The organism is Selenomonas sp. ND2010 (genome assembly GCF_000702005.1).
Taxonomy (GTDB): domain Bacteria; phylum Bacillota; class Negativicutes; order Selenomonadales; family Selenomonadaceae; genus Selenomonas_A.
Genome location: NZ_JNKI01000017.1, coordinates 51913 through 66951, shown reverse-complemented (window position 1 = coordinate 66951; position 15039 = coordinate 51913). Strand labels below are relative to the sequence as shown.

The following is a 15039-nucleotide window of genomic DNA, read 5'->3' as shown; positions in this document are numbered from 1 at the left end:
TCGCGGGCGTAAGATACATGAGAGAGGCTGCTCCTAGTACGAGAGGACCGGAGTGGACGGACCGCCGGTGTACCAGTTGTTTCGCCAGAAGCATAGCTGGGTAGCTGCGTCCGGAAGGGATAAACGCTGAAAGCATCTAAGCGTGAAGCCCGTCTCGAGATGAAGTATCTCATAGAGTTAATCTAGTAAGACTCCTTGAAGAAGACAAGGTAGATAGGTTGGGAGTGGAAGTGCTGTAAGGCATGCAGCGGACCAATACTAATAAGTCGAGGGCTTAACTTAAGCAGCGAATCAAAGATGAAGGAACGAAGTGACGCACAGATTTGTATGAGTCGCTTACTCCGAGCGAAACGAAAGTGGAGCGAGTGAGTTTCCTTTAAAAAGAAATGTTCGTGATACATTTTAACTTCTGTATAGTTTTGAGTGGACATAATGACTATCAGGCGAGCTTTTGGCTCGCTTTTTTGGTATATTTTTTGTATATATATCAGGAATCGTAAAATAAAAACAGCTATCGCGTAATGCGTTAGCTGTTTTTTCATAAATATCTTATTGATGATTTCTTCTCGCTAGGATGCGGATGACCTTGGCGCCCGTGTTGTGAATCTTACGCAGGGGAGCAACTTTGGTTTTGACTTTTGGCTTAATGTCTTTGGCGTTGCCAAAATTGCCGCGTTTCAAAACAGTAGTTTTCGTTTTATCCGGCTTAAAGAAGTTGCGAATTTCTTTAGATAGTTTATCTGGCTCGGCATCTTCCTGGCAGAGGAAAATATCTAAGGCAACATATTTAAGGTCGGCATAGATATGAAGCGTGATGTGACCCTCGGGAAGGATTGCAATAAGCAGATAATGGTCTTCGCTTAGTTGTTGGATCTTCGAATCAATAACCTTGAGATTGTTGTCAGCAAGGGCATCGTCGAGTGTAGTTTTGATGAGTTCTATATCAGTAAGTTTATTGTTTTTGCAGTTGAACAAATCGGCCGTTAAATGACGGGCTAAGATTTTCACTATAAATTTCGCTCCTTTTTTGTCAATACATACTTAGTTATATTATAGTTTATCGTATCGATGACCGTCAAGTATTTGGGGAGGAAGAGGTTTTTCTCCATCCCAAATACAGAAAGATGAGAAACGCTATGGTAAAGGCGAAGAAGCTGGTGGTTTGCGCACTAGTCATGAATGCCAAAACTTTTTCTGCGTAATCGCCACGTAGAAATTCCAAACCGAATCGAGCTGCACTATATAGCATGACGTAGAGTGCGAAACACTGTCCTTTGGCATGATTGGTACAGCGGAACATCAACAGTAAGGCAAAGATGACCATATCGAGCTGCCCTTCCCAAATTTCAGCGGGCCAAAGGGGCTGGGTACCATAGGTATGAGCGGCCAAAGTAGTGGCAGGATATACGATTCCAAAGGATCCGCCGGTAGGTGCACCAAAGGCATCGCCATTTAAGAGATTGGCACAGCGACCAAGTGCCTGTCCCAAGATGATAGCCGGGGCTAATACATCCATGAGCCGGACCGTATCGAGCTTATGATGGCGGCAGTAGAAAATACCGGCCAACACGCCGAGAAAAATACCGCCCTGGATGGCCATGCCACCTTGCCAAACGTTAAATAATTCGGTGAGGTGATGGCTGTAATAATCCCAATCGAAGAAGAATACATCCCATAGTCTAGCACCGATAAGGCCGGCAATGCCGCAATATATGCCAAGGTCTACCAGATAGGTCTCTTCCCCGCGGCCTTCTTTTTTTACGAGGAAATAGCCGACGCCCGTAGCTAATATAATGGAAAGCGACAAGACTAGTCCGTAAGCGCGAACGGGGAAATCGCCAATAAAGAACAAATACTGATGCATGAATAGCCTCCTGAAAAAATCTTAAATTCACAATCCATTATACCGCCATATTTCCCATTTTGCCAAAGGCGATGGGAAGTATTTTTATTCCACTGGAGAAAATATCATTTGAAATATGTGCGCGCCTATGGTAAAATATGTCATGTTAACATGTAAATGCGTCGATGAAGAGAGTATGCTTTTACCGAAAGCGGAAGCGAACCGGGGCAGGTGAGAGCCGGGAGCGAGTACGGAAAGCGGAAAATCACTTCGGAGCAGCAGGCTGAAAGATGACGAGTAGGCCGGGCCGGTATTCCCCGTTACGGAATAGCGTATGATGGTACGTGAAAAATAGGTGGTTTTCGTGTAGGTATTACAGCCTGCATCCTGTTTTGGGATGCAGGCTTTTTCTATTGTGAGGAGGAATCCGCTTTGTATAGTAAGGTAGACACAAACCTGAACTTCGTGGAACGCGAGCAGGAAGTCCTGAAGTTCTGGAAAGACAACAACATCGCCCAGAAAGCTATCGATCAGCGTGAAGGCTGCGATACGTTTACGTTCTATGATGGCCCGCCGACGGCTAACGGCAAACCGCATATCGGCCATGTGCTGACGCGCGTCATCAAGGACATGCTGCCGCGTTTCCAGTCCATGAAGGGCAAGAAAGTCCTGCGCAAGGCTGGTTGGGATACGCATGGCCTGCCGGTTGAGCTCGAAGTTGAGAAGGCTGTCGGCATCAACGGCAAGGAGCAGATTGAAGAGTATGGCATTGAACCGTTTATCAAAAAGTGCCGTGAGTCGGTTTGGAAGTACAAAGGCATGTGGGAAGAATTTTCCGATGTCGTCGGTTTCTGGGCGGATATGGATAATCCGTATATCACTTACGAGAACAACTTCATTGAGTCCGAGTGGTGGGCACTCAAGGAAATCTGGAACAAGGGTCTCCTGTATAAGGGCTATAAGGTTGTACCGTACTGTCCGCGCTGCGGCACCCCGCTGTCGAGCCATGAGGTAGCTCAGGGCTATAAAGATGTCACTGAGCGTTCGGCGATGGTTACGTTCAAGGTAAAGGATGAGGAGAACACGTTCTTCCTCGCCTGGACGACGACGCCGTGGACGCTTCCGTCGAACCTCGCGCTTTGCGTAAATCCGGCCGTAGACTATGTGAAACTGCGCGTCAATGGCAAAGATTACATCCTCGCCGAGGCGCTGGTGGAAAAAGTATTTGAAGGCGTTGAGGGTGAGCGTGAAGTCCTTGAAAAATTCAAGGGCCAGGAGCTTGAAGGCCGCGCGTATGAGCCGCTTTATCCGTTTGCCAATGCAGCTGTTGCCAAGCAGCCAGGCAAAAAGGCCCATATCGTGACCTGCGATGATTATGTCACGACTGAAGATGGTACGGGTATCGTTCATCTGGCTCCGGCCTTTGGTGAAGACGATAACCGCGTCTGCCAGAAGTACAATATCGCGTTTGTCAACCTCGTCAATGGCAAGGGGGAACTTACGGAAGAGACGGATTGGGCTGGCGTATTTGTCAAGAAGGCAGATCCGATGATTCTCGAGGATTTGGAGAAGAAGGGCCTGCTCTTCAAGGCACCAGAGTTTACGCACAGCTACCCGCACTGCTGGCGCTGCGATACGCCGCTGCTCTATTATGCGCGTTCGACCTGGTTCATCAAGATGACCGATGTCAAAGACGAACTCGTCGCTAACAACAACACGGTCAACTGGATCCCGAAATCCATCGGCAAGGGCCGTTTCGGCGACTGGCTCGAGCATGTACAGGATTGGGGCCTGTCCCGCAACCGCTATTGGGGTACGCCGCTGCCGGTCTGGGAGTGCGAATGCGGCCATCAGCATACGATCGGTTCCATCGAGGAGCTCAAGTCCATGTCGGACAACTGCCCCGAGGAAATCGAGCTCCATCGTCCGTTCATCGATAAGGTAACCATCAAATGCCCGCAGTGCGGCAAGGAGATGCATCGCGTCTCTGAGGTCATCGACTGCTGGTTCGACTCGGGTTCGATGCCGTTTGCCCAGTGGCATTATCCGTTCGAGAACAAGGACATCTTCGAGAAGCGCTTCCCGGCGGACTTCATCTCTGAGGCTGTTGACCAGACGCGTGGCTGGTTCTACTCGCTCATGGCTATCTCGACGCTGCTGTTCCACAAGGCACCGTACAAGAATGTCATCGTCCTTGGCCATGTCCAGGATAAGGATGGCCGCAAGATGAGCAAGTCGAAGGGCAATGCCGTCGATCCGATGGATGCACTGCGCCAGCATGGTGCCGATGCCATCCGCTGGTATTTCTATGAGAACAGTGCTCCGTGGCTGCCGAACCGCTTCCATGATGATGCGGTGCAGGAAGGCCAGCGCAAATTCATGGGCACGCTCTGGAATACCTATGCTTTCTTCGTGCTCTATGCGAATATCGACCAGTTCGATGCAACGAAATACACGCTGGACTACGATAAGCTCAGCGTCATGGATAAGTGGGTACTGTCGCGCCTCAACACGATGGTCAAGGAAGTCGACAACGACCTGTCCAATTACCGCGTAACCGAGGCCGCCAAGGCTCTGCAGGATTTTGTCGACCAGCTTTCCAACTGGTATGTCCGCGGCAGCCGCAGCCGTTTCTGGGCTAAGGGCATGGAGCAGGATAAGATCAATGCCTATATGACGCTCTGGACGGCGCTGGTCACGACGGCCAAGACGGCAGCACCGATGGTTCCGTTCATCACGGAGTCCATCTACCGCAACCTCGTCTGCAGCATTGACAAGCAGGCACCGGAGTCCGTACATCTGGCAGACTTCCCGGTGGCTAATGAGGCTTGGATCGATGAAGAGCTCGAGGCCAACATGGAACTCGTACTCGAGATCGTCGTCCTGGGCCGTGCCTCCCGCAACGAGACGAACATCAAGAACCGCCAGCCGGTGGCCAACATGTTCGTACATGCAGAGCGCGAGCTGCCGGAGTTCTTCAAGAAGATCGTCGAAGACGAGCTCAATGTCAAGGCTGTGACCTTCAAGGAAGACATGGAGGAATACCTCTCCTATAGCTTCAAGCCGCAGTTCCGTGTACTCGGACCGAAGGTCGGCAAGCAGATCGGCGAGATCAAGGCTGCCCTCGGCAAGCTCAACGGTTCGAAGGCCAAGGCTGAGCTTGACAGCACGGGCACGCTCAAGCTGTCGCTGGCCAGCGGGGAAGTCACGCTAACGCCGGAGGACGTCGAGGTCTCGATGGCCCAGAAAGAGGGCTTCAACTGCCAGCGCTACAATGGTGTGACGATTGCACTCGATACGACTCTTACGGAGGAACTGCTTGAGGAAGGTTTCGTCCGTGAGATCATCAGCAAGGTCCAGACCATGCGCAAGGAAAATGGCTTTGAGGTTACAGACCATATCACGGTCAGCCTCAGCGGCAACGAAAAGCTCGAAGCAATTGTCAAGAAAAACGAGCAATATCTTAAGGATATTACGCTTGCTGATGCCGTATGCTATGGGAGCCTTGAAGGAACAGAAAAAGAATGGAACATTAATGGTGAGTCGCTTACGATTGCTGTGAAATAATTGTTCCTGTTGAATGGAAAAACCTTCTCCGCTTGCGAGAAGGTTTTTCTTATAGAATTATTTACTTGCTGGCAGGAAAATTGCATAAAAAAAAGAATAGATAAAAAAGATTCTAATCGAGGAGGGCGGTTCATGGAGGAAAAAATTGAAACAGTTGATAAGCAGCAGGGACACGAGCATGAACATGAACACACTCATCAATTGGCAGATGGGTCCATTATTCGACATACCCACGGCCATCAGCATAGCCATACCCAGACCAAGGCGGTGTTGAACCGCATGTCTCGGCTTATTGGTCATCTAGAAGCAATCAAGCGTATGGTAGAAGATGGTAGAGATTGCAGTGAAGTCCTCGTGCAGCTGTCTGCAGTACGCAGTGCTATCAATGGCGTAAGCAAGATTATCCTCAAAGACCATATGGAGCATTGTGTAGTCGATGCGGTACGGGATAATGATAAAGAAGCTCTTGAGCAGTTGAACAAGGCGATTGACCAGTTCTTGAAATAAAAGAGGGAACGGGTCGCGGGAGGAGGGCAAATATATGGAGCAACTTCAGATAAAAGCAACGCTTGAACAGGCTGGAGTAGATTACGACAAAGGCTTAGAGCGTTTTATGGGAAATGTGGCGCTTTATCATAAGTTCCTGTCAAAGTTCCTTAATGACGGTTCCTATGAAGAGTTTGTTACTAGTTTATCGGTTCAGGATATGGCTATGGCGGAAAAGAGTGTTCATACGTTGAAGGGAACCGCCGGCAATTTGAGTTTGATGAAATTATTCCGGGCGGCCGATGATACGGTACAGGCCATTCGCACCACCCAAGACAGCGCGGAAATCCAAAAGCTGGCGGAATTAGTAGGAGCAATTTATCGTGAAACTTGTGATGCCATTCGCAAAAGTGTAGGGGATTGATTGCAAGGGGCATTCTTCTAAAGGAAGAATGCCTTTTGTTTTGTGATACATGTTACGGTAAAAATTTGGAAAATCCGCTATGCTTGAATGGTTGTTGATGGCGTATATTGATAAAAAAAATATATTTTCATATTAATACGTGATACAATATAATTATAATTCAAACGTATGGAAGTCATTTCCTAGGAGGTCCCATTTATGGCACAGAATAAAATCGTAATCAGTCAGGTAATGATGCCGAGTCAGGCGAATCCGAATGGCAATGTCCATGGCGGGGAAATCATGAAAATGATGGATTCAACGGCTTATGCGGCAGCTCGCCGGTATGCTCGTTCCAATGTAGTTACGGCTCGTGTTGACGAGCTGGAGTTTCATCTGCCTATCCTGATTGGCGATTTGGTGACGTGTTCTGCGGAAATCGTTTTTGTGGGGCATAGTTCTATGGAGATAGCAGTCAATGTGGATGTGGAGGACCTGGAGCAGGAGGGAAAACCGCAGCGTGCACTGACGGCCTATTTCACGATGGTAGCGTTGGATCGCAATGCGCGTCCCAAATCCGTTCCGCCGTTGATTCTCGACACGGAGGAGGCCAAGCGGGCTTTTGAAGATGGGCGTCGTCGTTACGAGGCACACAAAGAGCGCAAAAGAATCCAGCGCGAGAAGGAAAATGCCCGTCTGGCGGCGAAGAAATCTCCGAGAGTACCGGAGGACAGTCATAAAAAATAAAAAAAGTTTACAGTTTAACACGTAAATGCTTGCAAAATGTATTTTATTGTGATATTGTAGTATGCAACACAGAGAAATGCATAGCAGAGGAATAGTACGTATTCGGATGACTTCAGAGAGTTGTCGGTTGGTGAAAGACAATAGTGGATGAATGCGGAACTCACCTTGAAGCAGTCCGCTGAAAGCCCGGTAGGGGCGAGTAGACCGGAACGGTTCCTGACCGTTATCGAACAGGAGGACTTGATAGAGTCTGTATGAGGTGCCGATAGGCACGAATTGGAGTGGTAACACGTAAGCTAGCCTTTCGTCTCTTAGAGATGAAAGGCTTTTATTTTTAGGAGGGATTCGCAGATGATGAATTATCAGAAGTACAGCAAAGGTTATTTTCTGCCGCCAGAGATTGATCTCGAATGGGCGAAAAAGGATGCACCAGATCATGCGCCAATCTGGTGCAGCGTGGATATGCGTGATGGCAATCAGGCGCTCATCACGCCGATGAACCTCGAAGAAAAGCTGGAATTCTATAAGATGCTCATCAAAGTCGGATTCAAGGAAATCGAGGTCGGGTTCCCGGCAGCATCGGAGACGGAGTACGAATTTTTGCGCCGGTTGGTTGAGGAGAATCTGATTCCTGATGATGTGACGATTCAGGTACTCACGCAGGCTCGTGAACATATCATTCGTAAGACTTTTGAAGCCTTGAAAGGCGTCAAAAATGCCATCGTTCATGTCTATAACTCTACTTCGGTAGCCCAACGTCAGCAGGTATTCCGTAAATCAAAAGAAGAAATCAAGCAGATAGCGGTCGATGGAGCAAAACTTTTGCAGCAGCTTACCGAGGAAGCTGGGGAAAATTATCGCTTTGAGTATTCACCGGAATCGTTTACGGGAACAGAGCCGGAATATGCTCTGGAGGTTTGCAATGCCGTGCTCGATGTCTGGCAACCAACTGCTGACCGCAAGGCAATCATCAATCTGCCGGTTACCGTCGAAATGAGCATGCCGCATGTCTATGCGATGCAGGTTGCGTATATGAATAAGCATCTAAAATATCGTGATAATGTCGTCCTGTCGCTGCATCCGCATAATGACCGCGGCTGTGGTGTGGCTGATACGGAGATGGGAATCCTGGCAGGTGCGGATCGCGTGGAGGGAACGCTCTTTGGCAATGGTGAGCGTACGGGTAACGTGGATATTGTGACCGTAGGCATGAATATGTTTGCTTTGGGAGTCGATCCGGAACTTGATTTTTCGAACATGTCAGAGTTGGTGGATACTTACGAGCGTCTCACGCGCATGGAGGTCAGTTATCGTCAGCCCTATGCGGGGAAATTGGTCTTTGCCGCGTTCTCCGGTTCGCATCAGGATGCTATCGCGAAAGGCATGAAGTGGAAAGAGGAAAAGAATCCGGATAAATGGACGCTTCCTTATCTCTATATCGATCCGAAAGATGTTGGCCGTGAATACGACGGCGATGTTATTCGCATCAACAGCCAGTCCGGTAAGGGCGGTGTCGGCTTTATTATGGAGCAGAAATATGGGATCGAGATGCCGAAGAAGATGCGTGAGGATTTTGGTTACTGCGTTAAGAGTGTATCCGACCACAAACACAAAGAACTCATGCCGGATGAAATTTTCCAGATTTTCCAGAACGAGTATGTCAACATCGTGGAGCCTTATGAGTTAGTGGATTTCCTGCTCAAAAAAGAACCAGATGGAACGCGTTCTGGTACGGTCGACCTCAAGGTCGATGGGAAGGAAGTCTCGTTTGAGGCACGTGGTAATGGCCGCCTGGACGCTGTTTCAAATGCCCTGCAGAAAAATCTGGGAATCGTCTACAAAGATTTGACGTACAGTGAGCATGCTATGGAGGTTGGCCAGAATTCCCGGGCTATGGCGTATATCGGCATTACTGCGGAGAATGGTCACATCACTTGGGGCGCTGGCATGGACACGGATATCATCACGGCATCCATTCAGGCACTATTCAGCGCGATCAACCGTATGAAGGCTGGGAAATAATTTCATACTTTTCTAGGAAAAAGATGTTATAATGGAATCGCATTTTGTTTGGTGTGATAAATAAAAGGGTGATTCCATGAAGAAGCTTCTCTTATCCTGTCTCCTGACAGCGGTTATTACGATAATCGTTGCTGTGACGGCCTTCGTCATGGGGACAGGATATTTTATTGGCAATTATGCCGTTCATTTTGGTTTGGAACGCGGTACGGCGGATAATCCGCAGGAACCGCCAAGGGCGTATGCGTTATTGATGCCACCTGAGGCACGGCGGTTCAATAAGCCGGACTATACCGATGAAACCTGGCACATGACTTCTGCGGATGGCCTTAGACAGACCGCTACGCATTTTATGCCGGACACGGATAGCGACCGTTGGGTTATCGTTGTCCATGGTTATGGCTGTACGCAGCAGAATTCCTGGTATATCGCGGAGAATTATCTCATGATGGGGTATCATGTGTTGACGCCGGATCTTAGAGCATCGGGAGATAGTGAAGGTAGGTTCTTGACGATGGGCTGCAGAGAAAGCGAAGATATTGCCGCTTGGGCAAGGCTCGTAGCGCAGCGTCATCCGCAGGCAAAGATTGTGCTGCATGGAGTATCGATGGGGGCAGCTTCGGTTATGATGGCCGCCGCTCGAGAGGATTTGCCCACGCAGGCAGTTGCCTGTGTCGAAGACTGCGGATATACCAGTGCGTTTGATTTGCTAGTGCATCAGATAACAGAGTCTTTTGGGCTGCCAGCTTTTCCGGCTATGCAGCTTTTGGATTGGCGCTGTCAAAAGGTGGCTGGTTTCAGCCTGCGGGAGGCAGAACCAGTCGCGGCAGTTAAAAAATCCAAGCTGCCGATTCTCTTTATCCATGGCTCGAAAGACCCATTGGTGCCAGTGTCTATGGCAGAGGAGCTATACGAGCAGGCGGAGACGCCGAAAAAGCTTTTGATTATCGATGGAGCTGTTCACGCTATCGCATCCCAGAAAGAGCAGGAAAAGTATTTCAAGACGGTTAATGATTTTGTGAAACCCTATATGGAAACAAAGGAGTAAAGTATGAAGGCTGTGGTCACGCGAGTAAAATCGGCGTCGGTGAGGATTGAGGGAAAAGTAAATGGTGCGATCGAGCAGGGCTTTTTGGTCTTGTTGGGAGTCGGTCCCGAGGATACGCCAGAGATCTGTGCCCGGCTGGCGGAGAAAATCGCCAATGTAAGGGTGTTTTCCGATGAGGCTGGCAAGATGAATTTGAGCATTCAGCAGGTTGGGGGGGCGTTTTTAATAGTTTCCCAATTTACCTTGTATGCGGATTTGAAAAAACGCCGCCCAGGTTTTAGTCACGCGGCGAAACCAGAACTAGCCCAGGTGCTTTATGAACAGTTTATGCAGGAATTACGGGATAGGGGATTTGCTGTCGAACAGGGAGAATTTGGGGCAGATATGCAGGTGGAATCGGTTAATGATGGTCCTGTAACCCTGCTTTTTGATACGGAGGACATGTAATGGAAAACGTTTTGTTGAAAAAATATGCAAAGTTAGTTGTAAAGGTTGGCGTGAATCTGCAAAAGGACCAGCTCCTCGTCATCAATTCTCCGATTGAATGTGCCGAATTTGCCCGCAGCATTGCCGAGGAGGCTTTCCTGGCCGGTGCTCATGATGTCGTAGTAAGCTGGGGCGATGAGTTGTTGGCGCATATTCGTTATCAGCATGGTCAAAAGGAACTATTTACGGAGTTTCCCGAATGGCGTCAAAAGTTTTACATGGATTATGCGGAGCAGGGCGCGGCCTTCGTTTCGATTGCGGCACGAGATCCGGAGATATTTAACGACATTGAGCCAGAAAAACTGAAACTTTCTCAGCAGGCTGCCGGAGCTGCGCTGCTCGAATATCGTTCCCGGTTGATGAATAACCGCAATACCTGGTGTGTGGTTTCCGTACCGACGGAAAGCTGGGCGACGAAAGTATTTCCAGATTGTCCGAAAGAAGAGGCGGTGGCAAAACTCTGGAAGGCCATCTTCCAGACTGTTCGTATCGACGCAGATAAAGACCCGGTGGCAGCTTGGCAGGAGCATATCGCTTTTCTGCAGAAGGCAGCAAAATTCCTAAATGACCATGATTTTGTTTCGCTTCACTATACCAACAGCCTGGGCACAGATCTTACCATTGAGCTGCCGGAAGGCCATATTTGGGCGGGCGGTGCAGAGCTTTCCGAATTGGGCGTTGCGTTCGCTGCCAATATGCCGACCGAGGAGGTCTATACCTTGCCGAAGCGGGATGGTGTCAACGGCACGGTCGTGGCGGCAAAACCACTCAATTTCAATGGCAATTTGATTGAGGGATTCAAACTGACTTTCCAGGATGGCAAGGTCGTGGCTTATTCGGCGGAAAAGGGCGAAAAAATTCTAAAGGGCTTGCTCGAAACGGATGAGGGCGCACGTTATTTGGGAGAAGTGGCCCTGGTACCGTATGATTCGCCAATTTCCAAGAGCGGTATCCTGTTTTACAATACCCTCTTTGATGAAAATGCTTCCTGCCATTTGGCATTGGGCAAGGCTTATCCGACCTGCATCAAGGGAGGAGAGGCGATGGACAGTGTGACGCTTTTGCAGCATGGTGTCAACGATTCGCTATTGCATGAAGATTTTATGATTGGCACGCGTGACTTGGAAATCGTCGGGACAACGAAAGCCGGGGAAAAGATTCCGGTATTCCAGAACGGCAATTTTGCGTTTTGAAGAGATGTAGCGATTTTCCCATGAATACGGTATAATAGTGGCCGAACTTATCACGAAAAACTGTGCTATGGCGCAGGGAAAGAGGCTGTTATGAAACAAAAATGGTTTTCAGCTGGCGTTTTTGGGGCGCTGGTGTTTACTTTACTGCTGGCATGGACCGGGGCAGCAGGGGCTCAGGCAAAATTGCTGGAAGAAGATTTTGTCTGCAATACGGTCACCTTGGGGGATGAGGATGACAAAGTAATCGCAGCGTTTGGCACCCCCATCTATGACCGCACGGTTCGCATTTCGGGGATTTTGGTGAAGGAATGTGACTTTAACGGGGAGTTTACCGTTGGCTTTGCCGTAAGTACCGGTAAGGTGGTGGATATTACTATCAAGAACAAGAAGTATGAGGCGCGCAATGGCGTTCGTTATGGGGCCACGTCAGCCTGGATTCAGCAGACCTACGGCGTAAAGAAACCACGGCGGATTGATGGGAATAAATTCTATGTTTATGATAATCCCAAAGATCGATTCCAGCACTTGATGCTGCAGATGAATACGGAGGACAACTCGCTGATGGTCATGCGTATTACGGCACTTCCCCTCGATGATGTTGAGCGGCAGGAACTCATGATACGCAAACCGGAACTCTTCCGCGAGAAGGAGCAGAAGAGCGTTTGGTTTATTCCTAGTGAGAAGGAAATTGATATGTCGGCAATGCCGGAAGATAAGCCAATCAGACTGGGAGGTTTGACCGAATGATTCAGCTGCGGATGCTGGAACATCGCCTGCTTCGTTATGCAGGCATTACGCTGGGGTGCTTGATTGCCAGCTGCTCCATCAATCTGTTCCTGGTTCCCTCGCATTTGCTGACCGGCGGTGCGACGGGCATTGCAATTATTGTTTACTATTTGGCGCATCTCCCCATCGGCTTGCAGACGTTTGCCTATAATCTGCCACTTTTGGCGGCGGCCTGGAAGACCTTGGGACGTGGCTATACCTTTGATGTTATCATTGGCACGGCGATATTTTCGTTTTGCCTGGACTTCACGCGATGTTTAAACGCCTATGCACCAGTCAATGACATCATGCTGGCGGCGATTTTTGGCGGCGTGTTTAACGGCATTGGCTATGGTATCGTATTTCGCATGAACGGTAGTACGGGCGGTTTTGATATCATCGGTGCTATCGTGAAAAAGTATTATTCCCTCAACATGGGCGGCGTAATCTTTGGGTTCAACTGTCTGATTATGTTGGTGGCTGGTTTTCTCTTTGGCGTTGCTCCCGCGATGTTTACGCTTATCTGCATGTACATGAATGCGATGGTTACCGATAAGGTTATCGCCGGTTTCAACAGCCGCAAGGCGGTATTGATCGTTTCGAATCAGTCCGAGCATATCGCTGAGGCCATCATGGAGGTCGGCCGTGGGGTTACGTTCCTACACGGACAGGGCGCTTTTACGCGGCGGGAACGCAATGTGGTCTTTGTGGTCGTGACGCTTACGCAGGTGGCGAAAATCAAGATGATTGCTAATGCCATCGACAGCGATGCGTTTATGATTATCATGTCGGCGAATGAAGTCATGGGACGAGGGTTCAGTTCTCCAGGTATACGCGTGGGCAATGTCATCAAGCGTTATGAAGGGAAGGATACTTAGTGGAGATTGCGGTTACGTATCTTTTAAATAGCGGGTTTTTGGTGGACATGGGCAACTTGCTTTTGGTGTTTGACGATTTTGAGGATTCCCAGGATATCGTTGGACAGACCCTGGCGAAAAACGACTATGAGGCCGTTTACTTCTTTGCTTCGCATGCGCATTTCGACCATTTCGATGAACATATCCTAAATTATCAGCAGGCGGCTTGCCGTTATATATTCGGCTATGATATAAGGCGGACAAAACGCGGCCGGAGGTTTCCGCAGGAAAAGGTCACCTATATGCGGCCTTATGAGCAGTGGGAAGACGAATGCTTAAAGGTCGAATCGTATGATTCAACGGATGTTGGGGTGGCGTTCCGGGTCACAGACAAAAAGACCGGCAAGAGTATTTTCCATGCCGGTGACTTCAACTGGTGGGATTGGACTGGCGAGACGGCAGAGAATCGCAAGCTGGCGGAGAATGCTTTTCGCAAGCAGTTAAAGCAGCTGGTGGGGATGAAGGCTGATTTGGCGTTTTTCCCCGTAGATGGCCGCCTGGGCTCCATGCAAGATAAAGGGGTGCGCGAGTTTATCCGGGTGACGGATATTGGTGCACTGATTACCATGCATGATCTGGAAAAGTCTGGTTGGAAGCCGGGGGCAGAATTTTTCCCAGCGGGAAAGCGGTTTCCTGTGTGGTCGCCGGTTACGCCCGGAGAGAAAAAACTGGTTGAAATGACTGGAGGTATTACGGTAAAATGAAGAAGATAATGATTTTGCTGCTCGCAGTGACGATGGTACTCACGGGTGGGTGCCTGGCTGCGGATGGCTCAGATAATGGAGGAACGAAAAAAGTGGCTAATCGCATTGCAGTAATCCAGACGAATAAAGGAACGATTGAAATCGAGCTCTTTGAGGATAAGACGCCGATTACGACGAAAAACTTCATCGATCTTGCGCAGAAGGGCTTCTATGATGGCGTTATTTTCCATCGCGTTATCGATGGCTTTATGATTCAGGGGGGCGACCCGGATGGCCTTGGTACGGGTGGCCCAGGATATACGATTGAAGATGAGTTCCGTGATGACTTGAAGTTCGATAGCGAGGGCATCCTGGCTATGGCTAATACGGGCATGCCGCACACGGGCGGCAGCCAGTTCTTCATCACGCTTGATAAGACGCCGTGGCTCAACAACCATCATACGATTTTCGGCAAAGTCGTAAAGGGCATGGATGTCGTTCGTGATATCGGACACACGCAGACTGGTTTCCAGGATCGTCCGATTCATGACGTAGTGATGGAAAAGGTTACCATCAAAGAAGCAGAATAATGGCTGAGGCCTACACCTATATCCTTGAGTGTGGGGACGGCAGCCTCTATACCGGCTGGACCAATGATCTCGGGAAACGGGTGAAGACGCACAATGCTGGGCAGGGCGCGAAGTATACGCGCTCGCGCCTGCCTGTGCGTCTTGTCTATTTCGAGACCTTTGCGGACAAGCAGGCGGCACAGAGCCGTGAGTGGCAGATTAAACAGCTCACGCGAGCGCAGAAGCTGGCTCTCATTGACAAGGATTCAAAAAAAAATTATAATAAATAAGTTACTATGGAATATTAATCTGA

At 49.2% G+C, this 15039-nt stretch carries 15 protein-coding genes, 1 rRNA gene and 1 other annotated feature; of the genes, 14 read left to right on the top strand and 2 right to left on the bottom strand.

Annotated elements, in window-relative coordinates:
* Positions 1–282 (top strand): 23S ribosomal RNA (locus T504_RS0107975); the annotation flags it as partial.
* Between the two features lie 267 nt (positions 283–549).
* On the opposite strand, the gene speD is transcribed toward T504_RS0107975, so the two are convergent.
* The gene (speD, locus tag T504_RS0107970) at positions 550–1008 is read right to left on the bottom strand and encodes an adenosylmethionine decarboxylase (RefSeq protein WP_033170538.1); all 459 of its coding nucleotides are present in this window, start codon (positions 1006–1008) and stop codon (positions 550–552) included.
* Between the two features lie 67 nt (positions 1009–1075).
* On the bottom strand, positions 1076–1864 hold the full coding sequence (gene lgt, locus T504_RS0107965; RefSeq protein ID WP_033170537.1) for a prolipoprotein diacylglyceryl transferase: 789 nt from the start codon (positions 1862–1864) through the stop codon (positions 1076–1078).
* Positions 1865–2275: 411 nt separating this feature from the next.
* On the opposite strand from lgt, the gene ileS reads away from it, so the two are divergent.
* From ileS to T504_RS0107900, 13 genes are all read left to right on the top strand, one after another.
* A complete protein-coding gene (gene ileS, locus T504_RS0107960; RefSeq protein WP_033170536.1) occupies positions 2276–5410 on the top strand; it encodes an isoleucine--tRNA ligase in 3135 nt (1044 codons plus the stop codon).
* A gap of 132 nt (positions 5411–5542) precedes the next feature.
* The gene (locus T504_RS0107955) at positions 5543–5917 is read left to right on the top strand and encodes a metal-sensing transcriptional repressor (protein WP_051635268.1); all 375 of its coding nucleotides are present in this window, start codon (positions 5543–5545) and stop codon (positions 5915–5917) included.
* Between the two features lie 34 nt (positions 5918–5951).
* Positions 5952–6320 carry a hypothetical protein gene (locus tag T504_RS0107950; protein WP_051635267.1) on the top strand — a complete coding sequence of 123 codons (369 nt, stop codon included), beginning with the start codon at positions 5952–5954 and terminating at the stop codon, positions 6318–6320.
* Between the two features lie 198 nt (positions 6321–6518).
* Positions 6519–7046: an acyl-CoA thioesterase gene (locus tag T504_RS0107945; protein WP_033170535.1), complete on the top strand. Its 528-nt coding sequence runs from the start codon at positions 6519–6521 to the stop codon at positions 7044–7046.
* 72 nt (positions 7047–7118) lie between these two features.
* Positions 7119–7361 (top strand) — a binding site (T-box leader).
* A gap of 36 nt (positions 7362–7397) precedes the next feature.
* Positions 7398–9068 carry a 2-isopropylmalate synthase gene (locus T504_RS0107940; RefSeq protein ID WP_369793629.1) on the top strand — a complete coding sequence of 557 codons (1671 nt, stop codon included), beginning with the start codon at positions 7398–7400 and terminating at the stop codon, positions 9066–9068.
* A gap of 76 nt (positions 9069–9144) precedes the next feature.
* Complete coding sequence (locus T504_RS0107935; protein ID WP_033170534.1) at positions 9145–10113, top strand: alpha/beta hydrolase; 969 nt, start codon at positions 9145–9147, stop codon at positions 10111–10113.
* Positions 10114–10116: 3 nt separating this feature from the next.
* On the top strand, positions 10117–10560 hold the full coding sequence (dtd, locus tag T504_RS0107930) for a D-aminoacyl-tRNA deacylase (RefSeq protein WP_033170533.1): 444 nt from the start codon (positions 10117–10119) through the stop codon (positions 10558–10560).
* Entirely contained in the window at positions 10560–11792 is a 1233-nt protein-coding gene (locus tag T504_RS0107925; protein ID WP_033170532.1) for an aminopeptidase, read from the top strand. Before dtd ends, T504_RS0107925 begins: the two co-directional genes overlap by 1 nt.
* Before the next feature lie 90 nt (positions 11793–11882).
* On the top strand, positions 11883–12539 hold the full coding sequence (locus T504_RS0107920; protein WP_051635266.1) for a hypothetical protein: 657 nt from the start codon (positions 11883–11885) through the stop codon (positions 12537–12539).
* The gene (locus tag T504_RS0107915; protein WP_033170531.1) at positions 12536–13435 is read left to right on the top strand and encodes a YitT family protein; all 900 of its coding nucleotides are present in this window, start codon (positions 12536–12538) and stop codon (positions 13433–13435) included. Before T504_RS0107920 ends, T504_RS0107915 begins: the two co-directional genes overlap by 4 nt.
* Positions 13435–14178, top strand: a complete 744-nt coding sequence (locus tag T504_RS0107910) for an MBL fold metallo-hydrolase (protein WP_369793627.1) — start codon at positions 13435–13437, stop codon at positions 14176–14178. The genes T504_RS0107915 and T504_RS0107910 overlap by 1 nt, the downstream gene beginning before the upstream one ends.
* Positions 14175–14747 (top strand): peptidylprolyl isomerase, encoded by a 573-nt coding sequence (locus tag T504_RS0107905; protein ID WP_033170530.1) that lies wholly within the window; start codon positions 14175–14177, stop codon positions 14745–14747. Before T504_RS0107910 ends, T504_RS0107905 begins: the two co-directional genes overlap by 4 nt.
* Positions 14747–15016 (top strand): GIY-YIG nuclease family protein, encoded by a 270-nt coding sequence (locus T504_RS0107900; RefSeq protein WP_033170529.1) that lies wholly within the window; start codon positions 14747–14749, stop codon positions 15014–15016. Before T504_RS0107905 ends, T504_RS0107900 begins: the two co-directional genes overlap by 1 nt.
* The last annotated feature ends 23 nt before the right edge of the window (positions 15017–15039 follow it).

Excerpts from the sequence above, each read along its gene's own strand:
- lgt (WP_033170537.1), bottom strand. The coding sequence starts at position 1,864 with ATGCATCAGTATTTGTTCTTTATTGGCGATTTCCCCGTTCGCGCTTAC.
- T504_RS0107955 (WP_051635268.1), top strand. The coding sequence starts at position 5,543 with ATGGAGGAAAAAATTGAAACAGTTGATAAGCAGCAGGGACACGAGCAT.
- T504_RS0107950 (WP_051635267.1), top strand. The coding sequence starts at position 5,952 with ATGGAGCAACTTCAGATAAAAGCAACGCTTGAACAGGCTGGAGTAGAT.
- T504_RS0107945 (WP_033170535.1), top strand. The coding sequence starts at position 6,519 with ATGGCACAGAATAAAATCGTAATCAGTCAGGTAATGATGCCGAGTCAG.
- T504_RS0107940 (WP_369793629.1), top strand. The coding sequence starts at position 7,398 with ATGATGAATTATCAGAAGTACAGCAAAGGTTATTTTCTGCCGCCAGAG.
- T504_RS0107935 (WP_033170534.1), top strand. The coding sequence starts at position 9,145 with ATGAAGAAGCTTCTCTTATCCTGTCTCCTGACAGCGGTTATTACGATA.
- dtd (WP_033170533.1), top strand. The coding sequence starts at position 10,117 with ATGAAGGCTGTGGTCACGCGAGTAAAATCGGCGTCGGTGAGGATTGAG.
- T504_RS0107925 (WP_033170532.1), top strand. The coding sequence starts at position 10,560 with ATGGAAAACGTTTTGTTGAAAAAATATGCAAAGTTAGTTGTAAAGGTT.
- T504_RS0107920 (WP_051635266.1), top strand. The coding sequence starts at position 11,883 with ATGAAACAAAAATGGTTTTCAGCTGGCGTTTTTGGGGCGCTGGTGTTT.
- T504_RS0107915 (WP_033170531.1), top strand. The coding sequence starts at position 12,536 with ATGATTCAGCTGCGGATGCTGGAACATCGCCTGCTTCGTTATGCAGGC.
- T504_RS0107905 (WP_033170530.1), top strand. The coding sequence starts at position 14,175 with ATGAAGAAGATAATGATTTTGCTGCTCGCAGTGACGATGGTACTCACG.
- T504_RS0107900 (WP_033170529.1), top strand. The coding sequence starts at position 14,747 with ATGGCTGAGGCCTACACCTATATCCTTGAGTGTGGGGACGGCAGCCTC.